This is a genomic window from Nonomuraea sp. NPDC051298, from assembly GCF_055586305.1.
Map to the genome: position 1 here is coordinate 107,019 of NZ_JBVJIM010000012.1, position 17,370 is coordinate 124,388.

Annotated in this window: 18 protein-coding genes; 11 read left to right on the forward strand and 7 right to left on the reverse strand. The window is 73.3% G+C overall.

All coding sequences use genetic code 11. The features are described 5' to 3' along the window. Positions 1-220: 220 nt before the first annotated feature. On the reverse strand, positions 221-1,036 hold the full coding sequence (locus tag ACZ6S0_RS30560) for an NmrA family NAD(P)-binding protein (RefSeq protein WP_465922769.1): 816 nt from the start codon (positions 1,034-1,036) through the stop codon (positions 221-223). Between the two features lie 183 nt (positions 1,037-1,219). On the opposite strand from ACZ6S0_RS30560, the gene ACZ6S0_RS30565 reads away from it, so the two are divergent. After that, on the forward strand, positions 1,220-2,089 hold the full coding sequence (locus tag ACZ6S0_RS30565) for an AraC family transcriptional regulator (RefSeq protein WP_465922770.1): 870 nt from the start codon (positions 1,220-1,222) through the stop codon (positions 2,087-2,089). 35 nt (positions 2,090-2,124) lie between these two features. On the opposite strand, the gene ACZ6S0_RS30570 is transcribed toward ACZ6S0_RS30565, so the two are convergent. Continuing rightward, positions 2,125-2,457 carry a hypothetical protein gene (locus ACZ6S0_RS30570; RefSeq protein WP_465922771.1) on the reverse strand — a complete coding sequence of 111 codons (333 nt, stop codon included), beginning with the start codon at positions 2,455-2,457 and terminating at the stop codon, positions 2,125-2,127. Positions 2,458-2,676: 219 nt separating this feature from the next. Between ACZ6S0_RS30570 and ACZ6S0_RS30575 the strand changes: the two genes are divergently transcribed. From ACZ6S0_RS30575 to ACZ6S0_RS30585, 3 genes are all read left to right on the forward strand, one after another. Next, positions 2,677-3,855, forward strand: coding sequence for an FAD-dependent monooxygenase (locus tag ACZ6S0_RS30575; RefSeq protein WP_465922772.1), 1,179 nt, complete (start codon positions 2,677-2,679; stop codon positions 3,853-3,855). Between the two features lie 74 nt (positions 3,856-3,929). Next, positions 3,930-4,568, forward strand: coding sequence for a TetR/AcrR family transcriptional regulator (locus ACZ6S0_RS30580; RefSeq protein ID WP_465922773.1), 639 nt, complete (start codon positions 3,930-3,932; stop codon positions 4,566-4,568). Between the two features lie 61 nt (positions 4,569-4,629). Beyond that, entirely contained in the window at positions 4,630-4,860 is a 231-nt protein-coding gene (locus ACZ6S0_RS30585; protein WP_465922774.1) for a hypothetical protein, read from the forward strand. A gap of 152 nt (positions 4,861-5,012) precedes the next feature. Here ACZ6S0_RS30585 and ACZ6S0_RS30590 read toward each other — a convergent pair whose 3' ends face one another. Further along, complete coding sequence (locus ACZ6S0_RS30590) at positions 5,013-5,861, reverse strand: HpcH/HpaI aldolase/citrate lyase family protein (RefSeq protein ID WP_465922775.1); 849 nt, start codon at positions 5,859-5,861, stop codon at positions 5,013-5,015. Then, complete coding sequence (locus tag ACZ6S0_RS30595; protein ID WP_465922776.1) at positions 5,858-7,045, reverse strand: CaiB/BaiF CoA transferase family protein; 1,188 nt, start codon at positions 7,043-7,045, stop codon at positions 5,858-5,860. The genes ACZ6S0_RS30590 and ACZ6S0_RS30595 overlap by 4 nt, the downstream gene beginning before the upstream one ends. Positions 7,046-7,113: 68 nt before the next feature. On the opposite strand from ACZ6S0_RS30595, the gene ACZ6S0_RS30600 reads away from it, so the two are divergent. Beyond that, complete coding sequence (locus ACZ6S0_RS30600; RefSeq protein ID WP_465922777.1) at positions 7,114-7,767, forward strand: GntR family transcriptional regulator; 654 nt, start codon at positions 7,114-7,116, stop codon at positions 7,765-7,767. Positions 7,768-7,783: 16 nt separating this feature from the next. On the opposite strand, the gene ACZ6S0_RS30605 is transcribed toward ACZ6S0_RS30600, so the two are convergent. Beyond that, on the reverse strand, positions 7,784-8,632 hold the full coding sequence (locus ACZ6S0_RS30605; protein WP_465922778.1) for a helix-turn-helix domain-containing protein: 849 nt from the start codon (positions 8,630-8,632) through the stop codon (positions 7,784-7,786). Positions 8,633-8,766: 134 nt separating this feature from the next. Between ACZ6S0_RS30605 and ACZ6S0_RS30610 the strand changes: the two genes are divergently transcribed. Both ACZ6S0_RS30610 and ACZ6S0_RS30615 read left to right on the forward strand, forming a co-directional pair. Then, entirely contained in the window at positions 8,767-9,495 is a 729-nt protein-coding gene (locus ACZ6S0_RS30610) for a hypothetical protein (RefSeq protein WP_465922779.1), read from the forward strand. Further along, a complete protein-coding gene (locus ACZ6S0_RS30615; protein WP_465922780.1) occupies positions 9,492-10,202 on the forward strand; it encodes an HAD family hydrolase in 711 nt (236 codons plus the stop codon). Before ACZ6S0_RS30610 ends, ACZ6S0_RS30615 begins: the two co-directional genes overlap by 4 nt. Positions 10,203-10,233: 31 nt before the next feature. Here ACZ6S0_RS30615 and ACZ6S0_RS30620 read toward each other — a convergent pair whose 3' ends face one another. Beyond that, a complete protein-coding gene (locus tag ACZ6S0_RS30620) occupies positions 10,234-12,900 on the reverse strand; it encodes an ATP-binding protein (protein ID WP_465922781.1) in 2,667 nt (888 codons plus the stop codon). A 139-nt stretch (positions 12,901-13,039) separates the two neighbouring features. Between ACZ6S0_RS30620 and ACZ6S0_RS30625 the strand changes: the two genes are divergently transcribed. The 4 genes from ACZ6S0_RS30625 to ACZ6S0_RS30640 all read left to right on the forward strand — a co-directional run bounded on the left by ACZ6S0_RS30625 (position 13,040) and on the right by ACZ6S0_RS30640 (position 17,171). Next, entirely contained in the window at positions 13,040-14,125 is a 1,086-nt protein-coding gene (locus tag ACZ6S0_RS30625) for an alkene reductase (RefSeq protein ID WP_465922782.1), read from the forward strand. Beyond that, positions 14,122-15,435, forward strand: a complete 1,314-nt coding sequence (locus tag ACZ6S0_RS30630) for an MFS transporter (protein ID WP_465922783.1) — start codon at positions 14,122-14,124, stop codon at positions 15,433-15,435. Before ACZ6S0_RS30625 ends, ACZ6S0_RS30630 begins: the two co-directional genes overlap by 4 nt. Positions 15,436-15,585: 150 nt before the next feature. Next, positions 15,586-16,140: an EF-hand domain-containing protein gene (locus tag ACZ6S0_RS30635; protein WP_465922784.1), complete on the forward strand. Its 555-nt coding sequence runs from the start codon at positions 15,586-15,588 to the stop codon at positions 16,138-16,140. Positions 16,141-16,217: 77 nt separating this feature from the next. Next, a complete protein-coding gene (locus ACZ6S0_RS30640) occupies positions 16,218-17,171 on the forward strand; it encodes a terpene synthase family protein (protein ID WP_465922785.1) in 954 nt (317 codons plus the stop codon). A gap of 24 nt (positions 17,172-17,195) precedes the next feature. On the opposite strand, the gene ACZ6S0_RS30645 is transcribed toward ACZ6S0_RS30640, so the two are convergent. Next, positions 17,196-17,354 carry a hypothetical protein gene (locus tag ACZ6S0_RS30645; protein WP_465922786.1) on the reverse strand — a complete coding sequence of 53 codons (159 nt, stop codon included), beginning with the start codon at positions 17,352-17,354 and terminating at the stop codon, positions 17,196-17,198. Positions 17,355-17,370: the final 16 nt, after the last annotated feature.

The following is a 17,370-nucleotide window of genomic DNA, read 5'->3' on the forward strand; positions in this document are numbered from 1 at the left end:
ACCGCGTTCCAGCGGGACGCCTGGCTGGCCGAGCAGTTCCGGCCGGGCACGCCGCTCGACACCCTGGGCGTGCGCCACCGGATCACCGGCGCGGTCACGGAGGCGGACGTCGCCGCGGCGCTGCGGCGGGTGATCGCCCGGCACGACGCCCTCCGGGCGCGACACCGAGCAGCGCCGCGCCGACGAACGGCTGACCAGCAGCGGGGTCTGAGTGCGCGGGCTACGACCAGGCGCCGGTGGCCGCCACCCGGGTCGCGTAGTCCCCGAAATCGATCGGGTCCCGGCCCAGCACCTGCCGCACCCCGTCGGCGGGCTCGGCCAGGTGCCCCTCACGGTGCAGAGCGAAGAGGGCGTTCAGCGAGTCGGCGACGACCTCGGGGTAGCCCTCGGCGAGCAGTTCCTCCCGGTAGCGCTCCGGAGTCAGCTCCTCGTAGACGATGGGGCGGTCGGCGGCGCGCGCGATGATCTCGACGGCCTCGCCGAAGGTCAGCCCGCGGGGTCCCGACAGGTCGTACACCCGGCCCGCGTGCCCGTCACCCGTCAGCGCGGCGACGGCGACCTCGGCCACGTCCTCGAGGTCCACGAACGGCTCGGGCGTCGCCCCGATCGGCAGGGCCAGCCGTCCGGCGCGCAGCGGTGCGTGCCACAGGTCCTCGTCGAAGTTCTGGTTGAAGTTGTTGGCCCGCAGGATCGTCCACTCCGCTCCCGATTCGCGCGCGGCCCGCTCGGCGGCGATCATGCCCTCGCCGAAACCGGGGCCCGCCTGGTCGATGCCCCGGCCCGACAACACCACGAACCGCTGCACGCCGCCGGCCTTCGCGACGAACTCCTGGATGGGGGCCGGGTCGTCGGGCGCGACGAGGTAGACCGCCCGTACGCCGTGAGCCGCGTCGGCCCACGTGCCGGGCTCCGTCCAGTCGAACCGGACGCGGCTGGAACGGGAGGCGGGACGTACCGGCGCGCCCTGGGCCTCCAGCAGGCGCACCACGCGGCGGCCGGTCTTGCCGCTCGCTCCCAAGACAAGGATCTCGTTCATGCCGTCCAGCCAACCGGCCCGGCGGGCGGGCGGCCATGGGCGAGCGTACGCGGGACCTGTCCGATCGTCCGGACGTCGCCGCGCCCGTCTGATCGTGCGGAACCGATCGTCCAGGCGTCGCCGGACCCGGCCGGACGTCCGGACATCGACGGACCTGTCCGATCGTCCGGATATCGTGGCGGCGTGGATCCCTATGACGACCTGCTGAGAGGTGTTCGCGGCGAAGGGTCGGTGCTCGGCGTCTCGTCGCTGTCGCCGCCGTGGGCACTCAGGTTCGCCTCCGGTGCGCCCCTGACCCTGTGCATCCCCATGCGGGGCGACGGCTGGATCGTCCAAGGGGACGTCGCCCGCCCCGTGAAGGTCGGCGAGACCGCGATCGTGCGCGGGCCCGAGCCGTTCGTGTTCGCCGACACCGACTCGCCCCGGTCGGCGATGGACGTCCGGCCCGAGGGCGCCGACGGGGACATGAGCGCGCACACCGTCCTGCTGACCGGCACGTACGAGCTGGGCGGCGAGGTGACGCGCCGCCTGGTCCAGGTGCTGCCGCCGGTGATCGTGGTGGCCGACGACCACGACTGCTCCTCGATGCGCGACTACCTGGAGATCCAGCTCCTGCGGCGTCGGCCCGGCTACCAGATCGTGCTCGACCGGCTGCTCGACTGGATGCTGGTCTGCACGCTGCGCGACTGGTTCGACCGGCCGGAGGCGCAGGCGCCGCGCTGGTACCGTGCGCTGGCCGACGACGTGGTGGGCCCGGCCCTGCGCGCCATCCACGACGCCCCGGCCGACCCCTGGACGCTCGCCTCGCTGGCCACCCTGGCGGGGGCCTCCCGTACCACGCTGGCCAAGCGGTTCACGGAGCTGGTGGGTGAGCCGCCGCTGGCGTACCTGACGGGGTGGCGCATGGCGCTCGCCGCCGACCTGCTGTCCGAGCGCGACGCCACCGTCGCGTCGGTGGCCCGCCGGGTCGGGTATTCGGACGGGTTCGGCTTCAGCGCGGCGTTCAAGCGGGTCAAGGGGGTCAGCCCGAGCGCCTTCCGCAGCGGCCGATGATCCGGCCGGGCGGACGAACCGCCACGCTCAGGCCGTCATCGCTGGAGGTGGACCTTGATGGCGACGCTGGTCAGGGCGAAAAGTAATTGGAGGTCCGATTCGCTGTCGAGGCGCAGGAGGAGCCAGACCCGGTCGGGGCAGACGCTGACCTGCGCATAGGGCCGTAGGTGTGGTTCGAGTCGGTCGATGACCGGTCCGGTCAGGCGCAGCATCGCCCGGTCGACGCCGCTCAGCCGGAGGATCTCGACACCGCCGACGGAGAAGGACGTGCCCGTGTCGCTCTCTTTTGCCGACAAAGCGGGCCAGGGATGCAATTCAGTGGCGGCCCAGGCCGCGTAAGATCGCTGTCGCGACGCGGGCGGGCGCATGACGAAAGTCCCTGCCACAGTCTTCAGATTGATGCATGCATCACCGTGGCGTCACCGTCCGTTCCCCAACTGTTATATCTGTCCAGCGCCCGGTCACCGGTGTGCGGATCATGGTCAGCACCGCAGCCCTGGACTCGCAGGGGGGCGGCATCGGCGCCTCATCACCACCTGCTACTCTCTGTAGTGGATTGATGACATTTCGTGTGGTGAGGAGCTCTTGTGAAGGTCGCCTGCGTCGGCGGCGGACCCGCCAGCCTGTACTTCTCGATCCTGATGAAACGGGTCGACCCCTCCCACGACATCACCGTCTACGAGCGCAACCCGGCCGGTTCCACCTACGGCTGGGGCGTGACCTACTGGGAGGAGCTGCTCGGCTACCTGCACGACGTCGACCCCGACTCCGCCCGTGCCATCAGCGAGGCGTCGCTGCGCTGGGACACCTGGACCGTGCACGTCCAGGACCGCGCCACGGTGGCGATCGAGAACGGCGACGAGGGCTTCGGCGTCGGCCGCAGGAGGATGCTCGCCGCCCTCACCGAACGGGCCTGCTCCCTCGGCGTGAACATCGAGTACGACCGGGAGATCACCAGCGAGCACGAGCTGACCGAGTTCGACCTCATCGTGGCCGGCGACGGCGTCAACAGCGTGCTGCGCGACCGGCACGCCGAGCACTTCGGCACCGAGATCGCGGTCGGCCGCAACCCGTACATGTGGCTGGGCACCACCAAGGTGCTCGACTCCTTCACCTTCGCCTTCACCGAGACCTCGCACGGCTGGACGTGGTGCTACGGCTACCCGTACAGCCAGAGCCACAGCACGTTCATCGTCGAGTGCGCGCCCGAGACCTGGCGCGGGCTGGGGCTGGACGAGTCGAGCGAGGCCGACGCCCTGGCCCTGCTGGAGAAGCTCTTCGCCGACGTGCTGGACGGGCACGAGCTGATCGGCCGCACCCAGTCCGACGGCAGCGCCCACTGGCTGAACTTCCGGACGATCACCAACAGGACGTGGTACCGGGACAACGTCGTCCTGGTCGGGGACGCCGCCCACACGACGCACTACTCCATCGGCGCGGGCACCGCCCTGGCGCTGGGCGACGCCGCGTTCCTGGTGACGGCTCTGCACGGGGACGTACCGCTGGAGACGGCGCTGGCCCGCTACGAGCGTGCGCGCAGGTCCGCGATCCGGGTCTCGCAGAAGGCGGCCCGCCGCAGCGCCCAGTGGTACGAGAACCTCCCGCGCTACATCGACCTGCCGCCACGGCAGTTCGAATCGGTGCTCAACCAGCGGCATTCGGCGCTGCTCGCGCACATCCCGCCGCGGCTGTACCACCGGCTCGGGCAGGGGATCGAGCAGTTTTGGACGCTGGTCTCCAAGGTGACGCGGTTCGGGCGGGGCTGAGCCGGGCATGGTCATCCGGCCCTGACGACGCGAGCTTGTAGAACGGAATCCTACGTTCCCTTACACTGGGTCATATGAGCAGCGCACCCATGAACGGCCGCAAGGCGCAGGCCGCGCGTAACGACGAGTTGATCCTGCGGGCGGCGCGGGCGGTGTTCACCGGCGATCCCGGCGCCCCCGTCGCGGCCGTGGCCGAGCGGGCGGGCGTCGGGATCAGCGCGCTCTACCGCCGCTACCCCAGCAAGGAGGCCCTGCTGCAGAAGCTGTGCGGCGACGGGCTCAAGCTCTACATCGAGGTCGCCGAGCGGGCGCTGGCCGACGACGGCGACCCGTGGGAGGCGTTCGCGGGCTACCTGCGCGGCATCGTCGACGCCGACGTGCACTCGCTGACGATCAAGCTGGCGGGCTCCTTCACCCCCACCGAGGAACTGTTCCGCGACTCGACCAGGGCCTCGGAGCTGGCCGTCGCGGCGCACCACCGGGCGGTGGCAGCGGGGGTGCTGCGTCCTGACGTGACGGTGGCCGACGTCGCCCTGCTGTTCGAGCTGATGGCCTCGATCAGGCTGGGCGACGAGGAGCGTACGGCGCAACTGCGCCACCGCTACCTGACGCTGACGATGGACGCGCTGCGCGTGCCCCCCGCCCACGGCAACCTGCCGGGCCCACCCCCACAGGACGCCGAACTGACGGCCCGCTGGACCCCCTCGCCCTGACAAACCCCGCCCCAGCCGTCCCCGGCCGCCCATCTGGTGGCCGCGTGAAATGCTGTTCGCCATGTCTGAAATCGACGAACAGAAAGCCGACGTGCCGCGTCCTGCCACAATTGGGCACATCGGGAGTGCCGCTATCGTTGCCGGCGTCGCCCTCGCGCTGATCCAGGTCAATATCGGCGGTGCCAGGGGCGCTTCCCCTTTATGGGTTGCCATCTTCATCGGAGTTTCCCTGGTCGGAGTCGGCCTCAGGATCGAGGCGGCGATCCGAGATCATTCACGTAACCAGAGGTGAGATCACGTGGCGACCTGACTACATGTTTCGCACTCATCGAAGTCTCTTGTCGGTCGTTCGCTGAGGAAAGCGGGATGGTGATCCTGGATCAAAGGGTTTCGCGTTGCTCTTCAGCATTTCCCGACCGCGGGACCGGCGCCCGTACCTGGCGCTCACGCGGATGAGTCCGGGCCGCTGGAGCTGGGTGGGTCGGTGAGGTGGTGGGCGAGGGCCAGGGTGCGGCGGGCTCTGGCGACGACGGGGGCGTCCACGAAGCGGCCGTCGGGCAGTGCCACCGCGCCGACGCCCGTCCGTTCGGCCTCCTGCGCCGCCGCCACGATCTCGGCGGCGCGTGCGGCCTCCTCCTCGGTCGGCCGGAAGGCCCGCCTGATCACGGGGATCTGGCGCGGATGGATCGCGGTACGGCCGAACAGGCCGAGCGCCCGCCCCGCCCGGCAGGAGGCCAGCAGCCCGGCCTCGTCCTTGACGTCGGGGTAGACCGACATGGGCACGGGCGGCAGCGCGGCCGCGGCGGCGGCCAGCACGACCTGGAGCCGGAGGTGGTTCATCGCCTGCTCGCCGGTGATGCCCAGCTCGGCGGCGAGGTCCTGCTCGCCGAGCGCCACGCCCGCCACGTTCGGGTGGGCGGCGATGCGCCCGGCCGCGACGACGCCGGCCGCCGATTCCAGCAGCGCGTACGCGGGCACCCCGTCGAGCCCGTCGAGCACGGCGGCCGACTCGACCTTCGGCAGCCGTACGGCGTCGGCGACCTGCGCGACCGCGGCCAGGTCGGCGCGCCCGCGGGCGGTGGCCGGGTCGTTGACCCGTACGTGCACCTGGACCCCGGGCTCTCGGGGGCCGCTCAGGTAGGCGACGGCGTTCCGCCTGGCCGCGTCCTTCGCGGCGGGGGCGACCGCGTCCTCCAGGTCGATGATGACGACGTCGGCGCCGGAGGCCACGGCCTTGCCGAAGCGCTCAGGACGGTCCCCGGGCACGTACAGCCAGGTGACGGGGGCGTTCACGCGATCACCCCGTCCTCGCGCAGCGCGGCGATGCGGTCGGCGGGGTAGTCCAGCTCGCCGAGCACCTCGTCGGTGTCCCGCCCGAGCGGGCGGCCGGGCCAGCGGATTTCGCCGGGCGTGTCCGAGAGGCGGAACAGCACGTTCTGCATGGTGAGCGAGCCCAGCTCCTCGTCCGGCACCTCCACGAACGTGCCCAGCGCCGCGTACTGCGGGTCCTCGGCCAGGTCGGTGACGTCGTAGATGGGCGCGACCGCGGCCTGCGCCTCCTCGAACCGGGCGATGACCTCCGCGGCGTCGCGCTCGGCGATCCAGGAGGCGACGGCCTCGTCCAGCTCGTCCACGTGCTGCACGCGGCCGTGCCCGCTGCCGAACCAGGGCTGCTCGACCAGGTCGGGACGGCCCACGAGGGTGACGACGCGCTCGGCGATGGCCTGGGCGCTGGTGGAGATCGCGAGCCAGCGTCCGTCGCGCGTGCGGTAGGTGTTGCGCGGCGCGTTGCTGCTGGAGCGGTTGCCGGTGCGCCGGGGCACGACCCCCAGCGCCTTGTACGCGCTCATCTGCGGCCCGAGCAGCCCGAGGATCGGCTCGATGATGGCCAGGTCGATGACCTGTCCACGCCCGGTCCGCTCGCGGGCGTGCAGGGCGACCATGACGGCGTACGACATGGCCAGGCCCGCGATGCCGTCGGCCAGGGCCAGCGGGGGCAGCGTGGGCGGCCCGTCGGGCTGGCCGGTCATGGCCGCGAAGCCGCTCATGGCCTCGGCCAGCGTCCCGAACCCGGGCTGCCCGGACATCGGCCCGAACTGCCCGAACCCGGTCATCCGCGCCACGATCAGCCGGGGGTTGAGCTCCAGGAGGTCGTCCGGGGCGAGGTTCCAGCGTTCGAGGGTGCCGGGGCGGAAGTTCTCGATCAGCACGTCGGACCGCTCGGCCAGGCGGCGCAGGATCTCCTGCCCCTCGGCCCGCGACAGGTCCACGGCCGCCGTGCGCTTGTTGCGCGACAGCGTCTTCCACCACAGGCCCACCCCGTCCACGGAGGCGCCGTGCCCGCGCGAGGGGTCGCCCCGCCGCGGGTGCTCGATCTTGATCACGTCGGCGCCGAAGTCGCCCAGCATCATGGCGGCGGAGGGACCGGCGAACAGCGTCGCCGCGTCGATGACTCGCAGGTCGTCGAGGCTCGTCATGAAGATATAACTTATAAGAAATATGTCATAGGTCAACAGATGTACCAATTTTTGCGAGACTTGGTGATATGTCATCCAGCGACCCGCGGCCGCCCCTGAGCAAGGCCGACTACGTCTACAACGTCCTCCTCGAGGAGATCCGTACGGCGCGGATCCCCGGCGGGACGGCGTTGCGGGCCGGAGAGGTGGCCAAGCGCCTCGGCGTCTCGGTCACCCCGGTGCGCGAGGCGCTGCGCAGGCTGGAGAAGGACCGGCTGATCAGCTACGAGGCGCACCACGGCGCCACCGTGGTGGATCTCGGGGACGAGGCGCTGGCCGAGTACTACGGGCTGCGCTCGGTCGTCGAAGGGCTGGGAGCGCGCCTGGCGGCGGAGCGGATCACCGCGGAGGAGCTGGCCGGGCTGCGCGAACTGCACGCCGCGATGGCGGCGGACGCCTCACAGGGCAGGACGGAACGGCTGGGCGACCAGAGCAGGCGGTTCCACCTGCGCATCGTCGACATCGGCGGGCCCGCCTTCCTGGGCGCGCACGCCAGGTCGGTGCGCAACAGCTTCCCCGTGCCCGCCGAGGCGTCGCTGTGGCTGGACGAGACGCAGGTCAAGGCCCAGTTGGACGCGCACGAGAGCATCCTGGCGGCGCTGGAGTCCGGCGACGGGGAGAGCGCGGAACGCATCATGATCGAGCACGTACGCCGCGCCGGCGAGTTCCGCCGGCACCACTGAGCCGCGCCCCCACGGATCACGGATCGACGCGAACCCCGTCCAGCACGTCGGGTGTGGCGTCCACGGGCAGCGCCGACAGCGACAGCCGCGCGAACGCCTGCTGGTGCTCCTCCACCCGCCGCCGGTCCTCGATGACGACCGGGGCGTGCAGCAGGTGCAGCACCAGCACGTCGGCGCGGTCACGCTCGCCGAAGCGCAGCAGCGTGAACGGCGGCCCCTGGTAGAGATAGCCGCACTCGGCGGCGGGCCGGGCGATCTGCACGGCGACGTGCTCCTGTTTGGCGGCCATGACGAGCGCGTCGATCTGGTCGCGCCGGTCCTCGGCCCGGCACAGCGGCGGGTCGAGCAGCGCCGTCCGGTCGAGGACCGCCCACAGGCGCGGCCCCCCGTGCCGGTCGAGGACCCGCTGCCGGGCCGCGACCAGCCCCGCGGCGCTCGCGGCCCCCTCGTACGTGGCCCGCTCCTCGTACGGGACGCCGACGGGCAGCGTGGCCAGCGCGACGGCCAGCGCGTACGCGGGCGTCTGGAGCAGCGGCGGCACCTGCCGCGGGCAGTAGGTGTAGACGATCTGGGCCCGGTCCTCCAGCTCCAGGAACGCCGAGTGGCCCAGCGGCACGCCGGGCGCGTCGTACCAGCCGGGCACCCGCTCCTCGCGCAGCAACGACAGCAGGCGCGGCGCGTGCTCGCCCTCCCCGTACAGCTCCAGGAGGATGCGCACGGTCGCCTCGCGCGGCGCCACGAGACCGTGCTCGATGCGGAAGATGGTGGAGGTGTTGAGCCCGGCGGCCTGGGCCGCGGACTTCATCGACAGACGGCTCCCGGCCCGCAGCGCGGACAGCCGGGCCGCCACGACGCTCAACTGCATACGTCTGTCACAGCCGCCGATGACAATAATCAGCGTTTGCAACCGGTCTATTGCAACGGAGTGACGGCTGATGCACGATGGCCACTCTAGTGGCCTGACACGCTGCGCATACGCGGATCGGAAAGGCAGGGACCGTGCCGGACACGTGGAGCCTCCATCCCGACTACCGGACCCCGCCGATCCCTCCGGGAACAGCCCTCGATCCCGGCCCGTGGCGCCACCCCGACGACGGCCAGGTCATGAACGGCACCTACGAGCGTCCCCTCCCCCGCCGCCGGGTCGAGGTCGTGACCGTCTGGTACGGCCACGCGCTCAGCCACTGGCGCGGCCCGCTCATGCCGCGGTTCAGCAGCCCCATGGTGTCGGCCTGGAACCCGGTGCTGGCACAGGGCCTGACCGTCGACCGCCGGGCGCCGACGCCGTACCTCGACGGGTGGTGGTGCGACCGGTGGATCGCCGAGGCCCTGCTGTACGGGCGCAAGCCGTACGGGGCCTTCACCCTGCCGGTCGACGAGGCGATGCACTGGTTCGCCAAGAGCGGCGGCACGAACCTCGTCTACCGCGCGCAGCAGACGGAGGACGACCTGGTGCGGGTGGTGGCGGGCACGTCGGAGCGGTACGCGCAGCTCTTCGACCTCGACGCGCTGATCTCCGACTACCGTGAGGCGCTGCCGCGCGAGCCGGCCGAGCGGGAGGCGCAGGCGCTGGAGGCGCACCGGTCCTGCTCGCCCGCGCTGTCGTACGTGCTGAGCGAGCACGCCGAGGCCCTCTTCGCGCAGGCCGCGCTGTCGGTGCGCGGCCTCACCCTCGGCTACCCGCCCCGCGAGACGGCGACCCGGATAGCCGCGGGAGCCGCCCGGTGACCGGCCGCCGCTCCCCCGTCAAGGGCGTCCTGTTCGACCTCGACGGCACGCTGCTCGACCATCGCGGCGCGGCCGACGCCGGGATCGTGGCCTGGCTGGAGGCGCGGGCGCCAGGACATCCGCGCCTGCCGGAGGTGCCCGCGCTGTGGACCGCTCTGGAGGAGCCGTACCTGGCGATGTGGCAGGAGGGCCGCTGTTCGGTGCAGGAGCAGCGGCACCTGCGCCTGGCCGCCCTGTGCACGGAACTGGACATCGCCGTGCCGGCCGACCTCGACGCGGCCTTCGCCGACTTCGTCGGTCACTACCGGCGGCACTGGACGGCCTACCCCGACGTGGCGAAGACGGTGGCGGAGCTGGGCGGGTACGCGCTCGGGGTGCTCACCAACGGCGTGCAGCAGATGCAGGAGGACAAGGTCCGCGCGATCGGGCTGGAGGGCCTGGTCGGGCCGGTGCTGACGCGCGAGGTCCTGGAAGGCCACGCCAAGCCCGCGCCCGCGGCCTACACGGGGGCCGCCGCGGCGCTGGGGCTGGAGCCGTACGAGGTCGTGCTGGTGGGCGACGACGTGGACAACGACGTGACGGGCCCGGCGGTGACCGGGATGCGCTCGGTCTGGCTCGACCGCCTCGGCGCCGAACCCGCGCCCGCGGGCTTCCCCCGCATCACGTCCCTGACCGAGCTGACCGACCTCCTGGCCCCGGCCGCCTGAACCCCGGGACTGTTGACCGCGGTGCGGACGGTCAGGCCAGGTCGAGGCGCGACAGTTCGCGGCGGGAGCGGATGCCGAGCTTGCGGAAGGCGCGGTAGAGGTGGTGCTCGACGGTGCGCGGGCTGAGGAAGAGCTGGGCGGCGATCTCCCTGCTGGTGCCGCCGTCCGCGGCCAGCCGGACCACCTGGTGCTCCTGGGAGGTGAGCCGGTCCAGCGGGTTGGCGGCGGTCGGCTCGGCCGGGACGAGAGTCTCCCCGGTCGCCTTCAGCTCGGTACGCGCCCGCTCCAGCCAGGGGGCCGCGCCGAGCCGTTCGAACGTCTTCAGCGCGTCGCGCAGGGACGCCCGCGCGTCGCCACGTCGGCGGGCGCGGCGCAGCCACTCGCCGTAGAGCAACTGGGTGCGCGCCTGTTCGAACGGCCTGCCCGCGTTCTCGTGGAAGCCGAGGGCGCGCAGGTAGTCGTCCTCGTCGTCGGTCAGCAGGGCCTGGACGCGAGCGGTGAGCGCGTGCGCCCACGGCTGCCGGCCGGCCCGCGCCCACGCCTCCAACCGGCGCAGCGGCTCCTCGGCCCGGTCCTGCGCGCCCAGCCGTACGGCGGCCTCGGCCTGGTCGGCGCCCGCGGCCACCAGGGCGGAGGCGTGCCGCAGCGGCCCCCGCGTGGCCGTCTCCAGCCGCTCCAGCGCCGCCTCGTACCGGCCCAGCCCGAGGTCGAGCAGGCTGAGGGCGACGAGGCCGCTGATGCCGCCGGTGTCGGGCTCACCGCCCGCGAGGCGTACGCAGCGCTCCTCGTCCCCTTCGATGGCGGCGACCCTGGCCAGGACCGAGTTCAGCCGCGGTACGCGCTGCCGCAGGCCCGCGGCGTGGACGATCCTGATGGCCTCGGCCACGGAGTCCTCGGCGTCGCGGTGCCGTCCTGCCTGCACCTGCGCGCCGGCCAGGTCCTGGAGCACCTGCGGCAGCGCGCCCACGAGCCCGTGACGGCGGCAGTGCGCGGCCTGGGCCTCGGCCAGGTCGCGGGCGGAGGCGTCGTCGCCGAGGATCATGGCGCAGAAGGTGGCCCAGGTCATGGTGGTGTCGGCGGGCGGCGCCGTCGCCCCGTCGAACGACAGGGAGCGGGACGCGTTCGCCATGAACTCCGCCAGCAGCGGCAGCCCGCGCGCGTAGTCCTCCTCCATCAGCCGCGCCATCCCCAGCACCATCGGGTCGGGCCGGTTCAACGCGTGGAGCCGTCCCGCGGCGTCCCTGAGGGCGTCCCTGTCGCCGCTGAACCAGGCGTATCCGGCGCCGGTGCGCAGCATGGTGACGGCCGAGTCGGCGTCGGCGTCGGCGTGCGCGGAGCGTTCGACCAGCACCCGGGCGGCGCGGCGGCGCTCGCCCAGCTCGAACTCCACGGCCGCCCGCACGGGCGCCAGCCTGACCAGCGACGCGGGATCGTCCACCAGGCCCTCGGCCTGGGCTGCCAGGTGCGCCGCCTGCGCGGCGTGCCCGGCCGACAGCGCGAGCGCGGCCGCCTCGCCCAGCCGGGAGGCGCGGTCGCGCAGGCCGGGAGAGAGGTTCGCGGCCTGCTCGTACAGGCCCGCCGCGGTCGCGTGCGCGGTGCGGGCGCGGGCGCGCTCGGCGGCGCGGACGACCTCCGCGGCGACCCCTTCGTCGGCGGAGGTGCTGGCGGCGGCGAGGTGACGGGCCCGGCAGTCCGCGTCGGTCGCCGCGTCCGCGAGCGCCTGGTGCACGGCGACCCGCCGCGCGAGCGGCGCGCCGTGGTAGGCGGCGGTGCTGATGAGCGGATGGCTGAAGGCGACCACGTTCGCGCTGACCTCGACGAGCCCGGCCTTCTCGGCCTCCGCCAGGTGCTCCAAGCCCACGCCCAGCGCCTCGGCGGCCCCCAGCAGCGTCGGCAGGTGGCCGCGCGCCTCGGCGGCGGCCGTCAGCATCATCAGGCGGGTCTGCTCCGGCAGCCGCCCGATCCGCGCCCGGAAGGACGCGAGCACCCGGTCGGTCACCGGCAGGGGCCCCGCGACGGTGTGGTGGCGGCGCTGTGCCGCGGCGAACTCGATCAGCGCCAGCGGGTTGCCCGCCGACTCCTCGATCACCTGCTCACGCGAGGGGGGCGTGAGCCCCCGATCCTCCAGCAGCCGCGCGGCGTCCTCGGACGGCAGCCGCGCGGGCCGCAGCTCCGGCAGCCCCGTCGCGGGCAGGCCCTCCTCCCGGGTCGCGAACACCATCGCCACCCCTTCCGCGGCCAGCCGGCGCGCGGCGAACAGCAGCGCGTCGGCGCTCGCCCGGTCCAGCCACTGCGCGTCGTCCACCAGGCACAGCACCGGGCCGTCATCGGCCACCTCCGCCAGCAGCGTCAGCACCGCCAGCCCCGACAGGAACCGGTCGCCTCCCGCCGGGTCCCCGGCACCGAGCAGCGCGCGCAGCGTCCGCGCCTGCGGATCCGGCAGCGCGTCGAGCCGGTCGCGCACCGGCCAGACCAACTGGACCAGGCCCGCGAACGCCAGGTCGGCCTCCGCCTCGACGCCGGTGACGCGGAGCGTCGTCAGCCCCGCGCCGCGGGCGTACTCGGCGGCCCAGGTCAGCAGCGTCGACTTGCCGATCCCCGGCTCGCCGCGCACGACGAGGCCACCGCTCCGGCCGGCGCGCGTCGCATCGACCAGGTCCCTGATCGCCGCCTGCTCGCCCGCCCTGCCGTAGAGCACCGGCCCTCCCCTGTCCTTAGGTACGTACGTACGGCACACCTTCCGTAGCCAGATACGGAAACTGTACCGATTCGGCGAGTAATTCCCCGTCCATAGCGTCGGACCGGCACGAACACCCGTACGCACATGGGAGACAGACGTGAACGAACTCCTCCAGCCGGTGACCGTGGGGGACCTGACCCTGCCCAACCGCCTCGTCATGGCGCCGATGACCCGCAGCCGTGCCCGCGGCGGCCTGGTCCACGAGCTGACCGCCGAGTACTACGGCCAGCGCGCCGGCGCGGGCCTGATCATCACCGAGGGCACGCAGCCGTGCGTGATCGGGCAGGGCTACATCGACACCCCCGGCCTGCACGCGCCGGAACAGGCGGCGGCCTGGCGGCGCGTCACCGGCGAGGTGCACCGGGGCGGCGGGCGCGTCTTCGTCCAGCTCATGCACTCAGGGCGGATCGGCCACCCCGTGCTCTACCCCGGCGGCGAACTGCCGGTGGCGCCGTCGCCGATCCCCTCGGGCGAGCGGCTGTACACCCCGGAAGGGCTGCTGGAGCACCCCACGCCGCGCGAGATGACCATGCCGGACATCGACCGCGCCGTCGAGGACTTCGCCACCGCCGCCCGGTACGCCCTGAGCGCCGGGTTCGACGGGGTCGAGCTGCACGGCGCCAGCGGGTACCTGATCCACCAGTTCCTGTCGGACCACACCAACCGGCGCGCCGACGCCTACGGCGGTTCGGTGGCGGGACGCGTCAGGTTCGCCGTGGAGGTGGCCCGGGCGGTCGCGGATGCGATCGGGGGCGCGCGTACCGGGATCCGGATCTCGCCGGGGATCACCTACAACGGCATGGACGAGAGCGACCCCGAGACCCTCTACGCCGAGCTGGCCCGCGCGCTCGCGCCGCTGGGCCTGGCGTACCTGCACGTCTCCGAGAACGACACGCGCGCCGTCACCAAGCGGCTGCGCGCCGAGTGGCCGGGCACGCTGATCCTCAACCCGCATCCCCGGAGCGACGACTCCCCCGCGCGGGCCGAGGAGGGCGCCGAGGCGGTGCGCTCCGGGCTCGCGGACGCGATCGCCTTCGGGCGGCTGTGGCTGGCCAACCCCGACCTGCCCGCGCGGATCGCGGCAGGCGGCCCGTACGCCGAGGCCGACCCCGCCACCTTCTACGGCGGCGACCACCGCGGCTACACCGACTACCCGGCCCTGGCGGAAGGGACTCCCCGATGACCGGCGACCCGGCGCCCCGGCTGGAGGACCGCACGAGCCCGGCGGGCGAGCCGGGCGGCGGCGCGGGCGCTCCCGGCGGCGGTCCGGCGGGCAGGCCGGACGGCGACACCCTGGACGGGCCGGGCGGTGGTCCGGCGGGCGGGGCGGGGTCCGGGGTTCCCGCCGGGTGGCTGGCGGTGCTGGCCGGGCCGTTGTCGTTCGGCATCGCCGGGCCCGCCCTGATCCTCCAGGACGTCGCCCGCGACCTCGTCCTCACGCCCGCCACGGTGACGTGGATCGTCACCGCGTTCGGCTGGGCCATCGCGGTCGGCACCCCGCTCATGGCGGGCCTGCAGAGCCGCCGCGGCACCCGTACGGCGCTGGTCGTCTGCGCCGCGCTGGTGCTGCTGGGCGGGGTCCTGGTCCTGGCCGCGCCGGTGCTGCCGGTCCTCGTCACCGGCAGCGCCCTCCAGGGGCTCGGCACGGCCGGGTTCACCACCATCGCGATGAGTCTCGCGCGCTCGGCTCGCGCGATGGGGCTGGTCGCGGCGTCGCTGGCGACGGTCGGCTCGGCCGCGCCGCTGGCGGGCGACGTGGTCGCGGACCTGCTGGGCTGGCCCGCCGCGCTGGCGCTGCCCGTGCTCAGCCTGCTCGCCGTGGCTCCCGTGCTGCGCCGCCGGCCGGTCACGGCGCTGTCCGCCGCCCGGTTCGACGCGCCCGGCGCGGCGCTGCTGACCGCGCTGGTCACGGCGCTGGTGTTCGTGCCGCATGCCTGGCAGGTGGCCGTCCCCGTCGCGGTGGCCGCCGGGGTGGCGTGCGCCGGGTGGCTGCGGCGGCGGCCGGACGGGTTCGTACCGGCGGCGGTGGTGCGCTCTCCGGTGTTCCTGGTGGCGGCGGGGACGGCGTTCCTGCTGGCGGTGGTCAACTTCGGCACGATGTACGCCCTGCCGCCGCTGCTGACCGAGCGGGCCGGTTGGAGCGGCCAGCAGGTCGGCCTGGCCATCACCTGGCCGCTGCTGTTCGGCGGGATCTCGTCGTACGTCGTGATCGCGGTCACGGCGAGGACGCCGTTCAGGTTCGTCGCCCTGCTCTTTCCCGTGACGGCCGGGGCGGGGATCGTCCTGGCCGGGCTGTCGACGGCGCCCTTCGCGCTGCTCGGCGCCCAGGCCCTCACCTCGATCGCGGCGGCCTCCGGCCAGGGGGCGCTGGCCACGCGTGCCGGGGCCGCCGTGCCGGAGCCGTCACGGCCGGCCGCGATGGGCCTGTTCAATCTGGCCTATCTGCTCGGCGCCGCGTTCGGCCCGGCGATCGCCACGCTGTTCCTGGCCTGACCCGCGACCGCCGCGCTCCTGCCAGTAGCGCGGCGGTCGGAGCGCTGCCGTCGCCGGGTAACGATCTTGTCACCGGACGGGTACCTAGCGTGCTTCGCCGAATGCGTAAGGTGAGGTCCGGAAATCGCACCACCGGCGAAGGGACGGCGTATGGCCACTGATCTGCAGGTGCTCAAGATAGACCGGTCGTTCGGCCACATCGACGTCGACGGCAACGGCGTCATCACCCGTGACGACCTGCAGGGCCTGGGCGCCCGGCTGCTCGTGGGCTTCGGCGCCTCACCCGCCGGGGCCCAGGGCCGCCGGGTGGCCGACTCCTTCGACGACCTGTGGGACACCCTCGCCGCCGCCGTCGACCTCGACCGCGACGGCAGCATCACCCCCGACGAGTACCGCACTTCGGTGATCGCGTCGTTCATCGACGGCGACCGCTTCGAGCCGATCTTCCGCCCGGCGATCGAGGCGGTGCTCGCGCTGGCCGACACCGACGACGACGGCCTCATCCAGCCGCAGGAGCTGCAGTTGGTGCACGAGGCGTTCGGCCGTTCCGAGCAGGACACCGAGCACGCCTTCGCGGCGCTCGACCACGACGCCGACGGCGCGCTCGACCGCGGCGAGCTGCTGCACGCCGTGCGCGACTACTACACCTCCGCCGATCCCGGCGCGGTCGGCAACCTCTTCTTCGGCAGGCTCCCCGCCGCATGACGACGACCCCGGTCGATGCCCGGCCTCATCTGGCATCCCTGCTTCAGCGCGTCCCCGCCCTGGCCGGCCGGTGCCGTATGCATCCGCGCACCGAGGCGGCCGGCCGGGAGGTGCTGCGCTGGGCCGAGGAGTCCGGGCTGACCGACACGCCCGCGGAGGTCCGGCGGCTGCACGCCTTGTGCGGCCACCGCATGGCCGGGAGGGTGTTCACCGACTCCAGCGACGACAAGCTGGTGCTGTTCACACGCTGGCTCACCTGGGTCGTGCTGCTCGACGACCACTGGGACGAACGGTCCTGCCCCGCCCCCGGGCAGATCGACCACACCTACGACCGGCTGCTCCAGGTGGTCGACCACGATCGCGAGCCCGTGCGCGCCGACCCCATGGAAGCCGCCTTCACCCAGCTCTGGCTGGTCACGGCGGCGCGGATGGGCCCCGCCTGGCGCGCACGGTTCCGCGCCCACCTGGAGCTCAACCGGCACAGCACCCACTGGGAGGCCCGCGCCAGGCGGACCGGACGGTTCAGCCCGCTGGCCGAATATCCGCGCCACCGCCGGGTCGCCTCCGCCTCGTTCATCTTCGACGCCGGCGAGGCCGTCCTCGGCACCGAGCTGTCCCCGGCGCTGATGGCGCTGCCGGCCTGGAGCGCCCTCGCCGACGCCGCCAACGACGTCTCCACCTGGATGAACGACGTGCTCACCCTGGACAAGGACCAGCGCGAGGCGGATCTGTCCAACTACGTCCTGGCCGCCCGATACCATCGCGGGCTGTCCCTTCCGATGGCCGTCTCCTGGGTGATCGACCGCATCGCCGTCCGCGAACGCGACCTGACCCTGGCCGCCCGCGCGCTGCCCGCCGCCTACCGCGACCTCGGCCTGTCCCACGGCGCCGCCCGCGCGGCCAGCAAGGTCGCCTGCGCCTACCTCGCGCTCCCGCACGCCAACCTGGAGTGGATCTGCGAAGCGCCCCGCTACCGGTTGTCGCCCGGCGGCCCGCCAGGAACCTGGCCACGACACTGGCCCCGACCCTGACCACTGCCCTGACGGCTGCCCACCTCACGGGTACGGATGCGGTTCGCGATCGAGGTCCTCGGGCCCTCGGGGGCAGGCGCAGGGCGCGTCGGGGTGTTCGGCGTAGACCCGGTGGCCGCCGAGCATGGGCAGGCTCTCGTCCGCGTACAGCGGTTGCAGGCCGGGGACCATGACCTTCACCACGTGGAACCAGAGTGAG

Coding starts and splice junctions, on each gene's coding strand:
- ACZ6S0_RS30580 (WP_465922773.1), top strand. CDS start 3,930: ATGAGCAGCGCACCCATGAACGGCCGCAAGGCGCAGGCCGCGCGTAAC.
- ACZ6S0_RS30640 (WP_465922785.1), top strand. CDS start 16,218: ATGCATCCGCGCACCGAGGCGGCCGGCCGGGAGGTGCTGCGCTGGGCC.
- ACZ6S0_RS30595 (WP_465922776.1), bottom strand. CDS start 7,045: ATGACGAGCCTCGACGACCTGCGAGTCATCGACGCGGCGACGCTGTTC.
- ACZ6S0_RS30630 (WP_465922783.1), top strand. CDS start 14,122: ATGACCGGCGACCCGGCGCCCCGGCTGGAGGACCGCACGAGCCCGGCG.
- ACZ6S0_RS30600 (WP_465922777.1), top strand. CDS start 7,114: ATGTCATCCAGCGACCCGCGGCCGCCCCTGAGCAAGGCCGACTACGTC.
- ACZ6S0_RS30585 (WP_465922774.1), top strand. CDS start 4,630: ATGTCTGAAATCGACGAACAGAAAGCCGACGTGCCGCGTCCTGCCACA.
- ACZ6S0_RS30570 (WP_465922771.1), bottom strand. CDS start 2,457: ATGCGCCCGCCCGCGTCGCGACAGCGATCTTACGCGGCCTGGGCCGCC.
- ACZ6S0_RS30605 (WP_465922778.1), bottom strand. CDS start 8,632: ATGCAGTTGAGCGTCGTGGCGGCCCGGCTGTCCGCGCTGCGGGCCGGG.
- ACZ6S0_RS30560 (WP_465922769.1), bottom strand. CDS start 1,036: ATGAACGAGATCCTTGTCTTGGGAGCGAGCGGCAAGACCGGCCGCCGC.
- ACZ6S0_RS30635 (WP_465922784.1), top strand. CDS start 15,586: ATGGCCACTGATCTGCAGGTGCTCAAGATAGACCGGTCGTTCGGCCAC.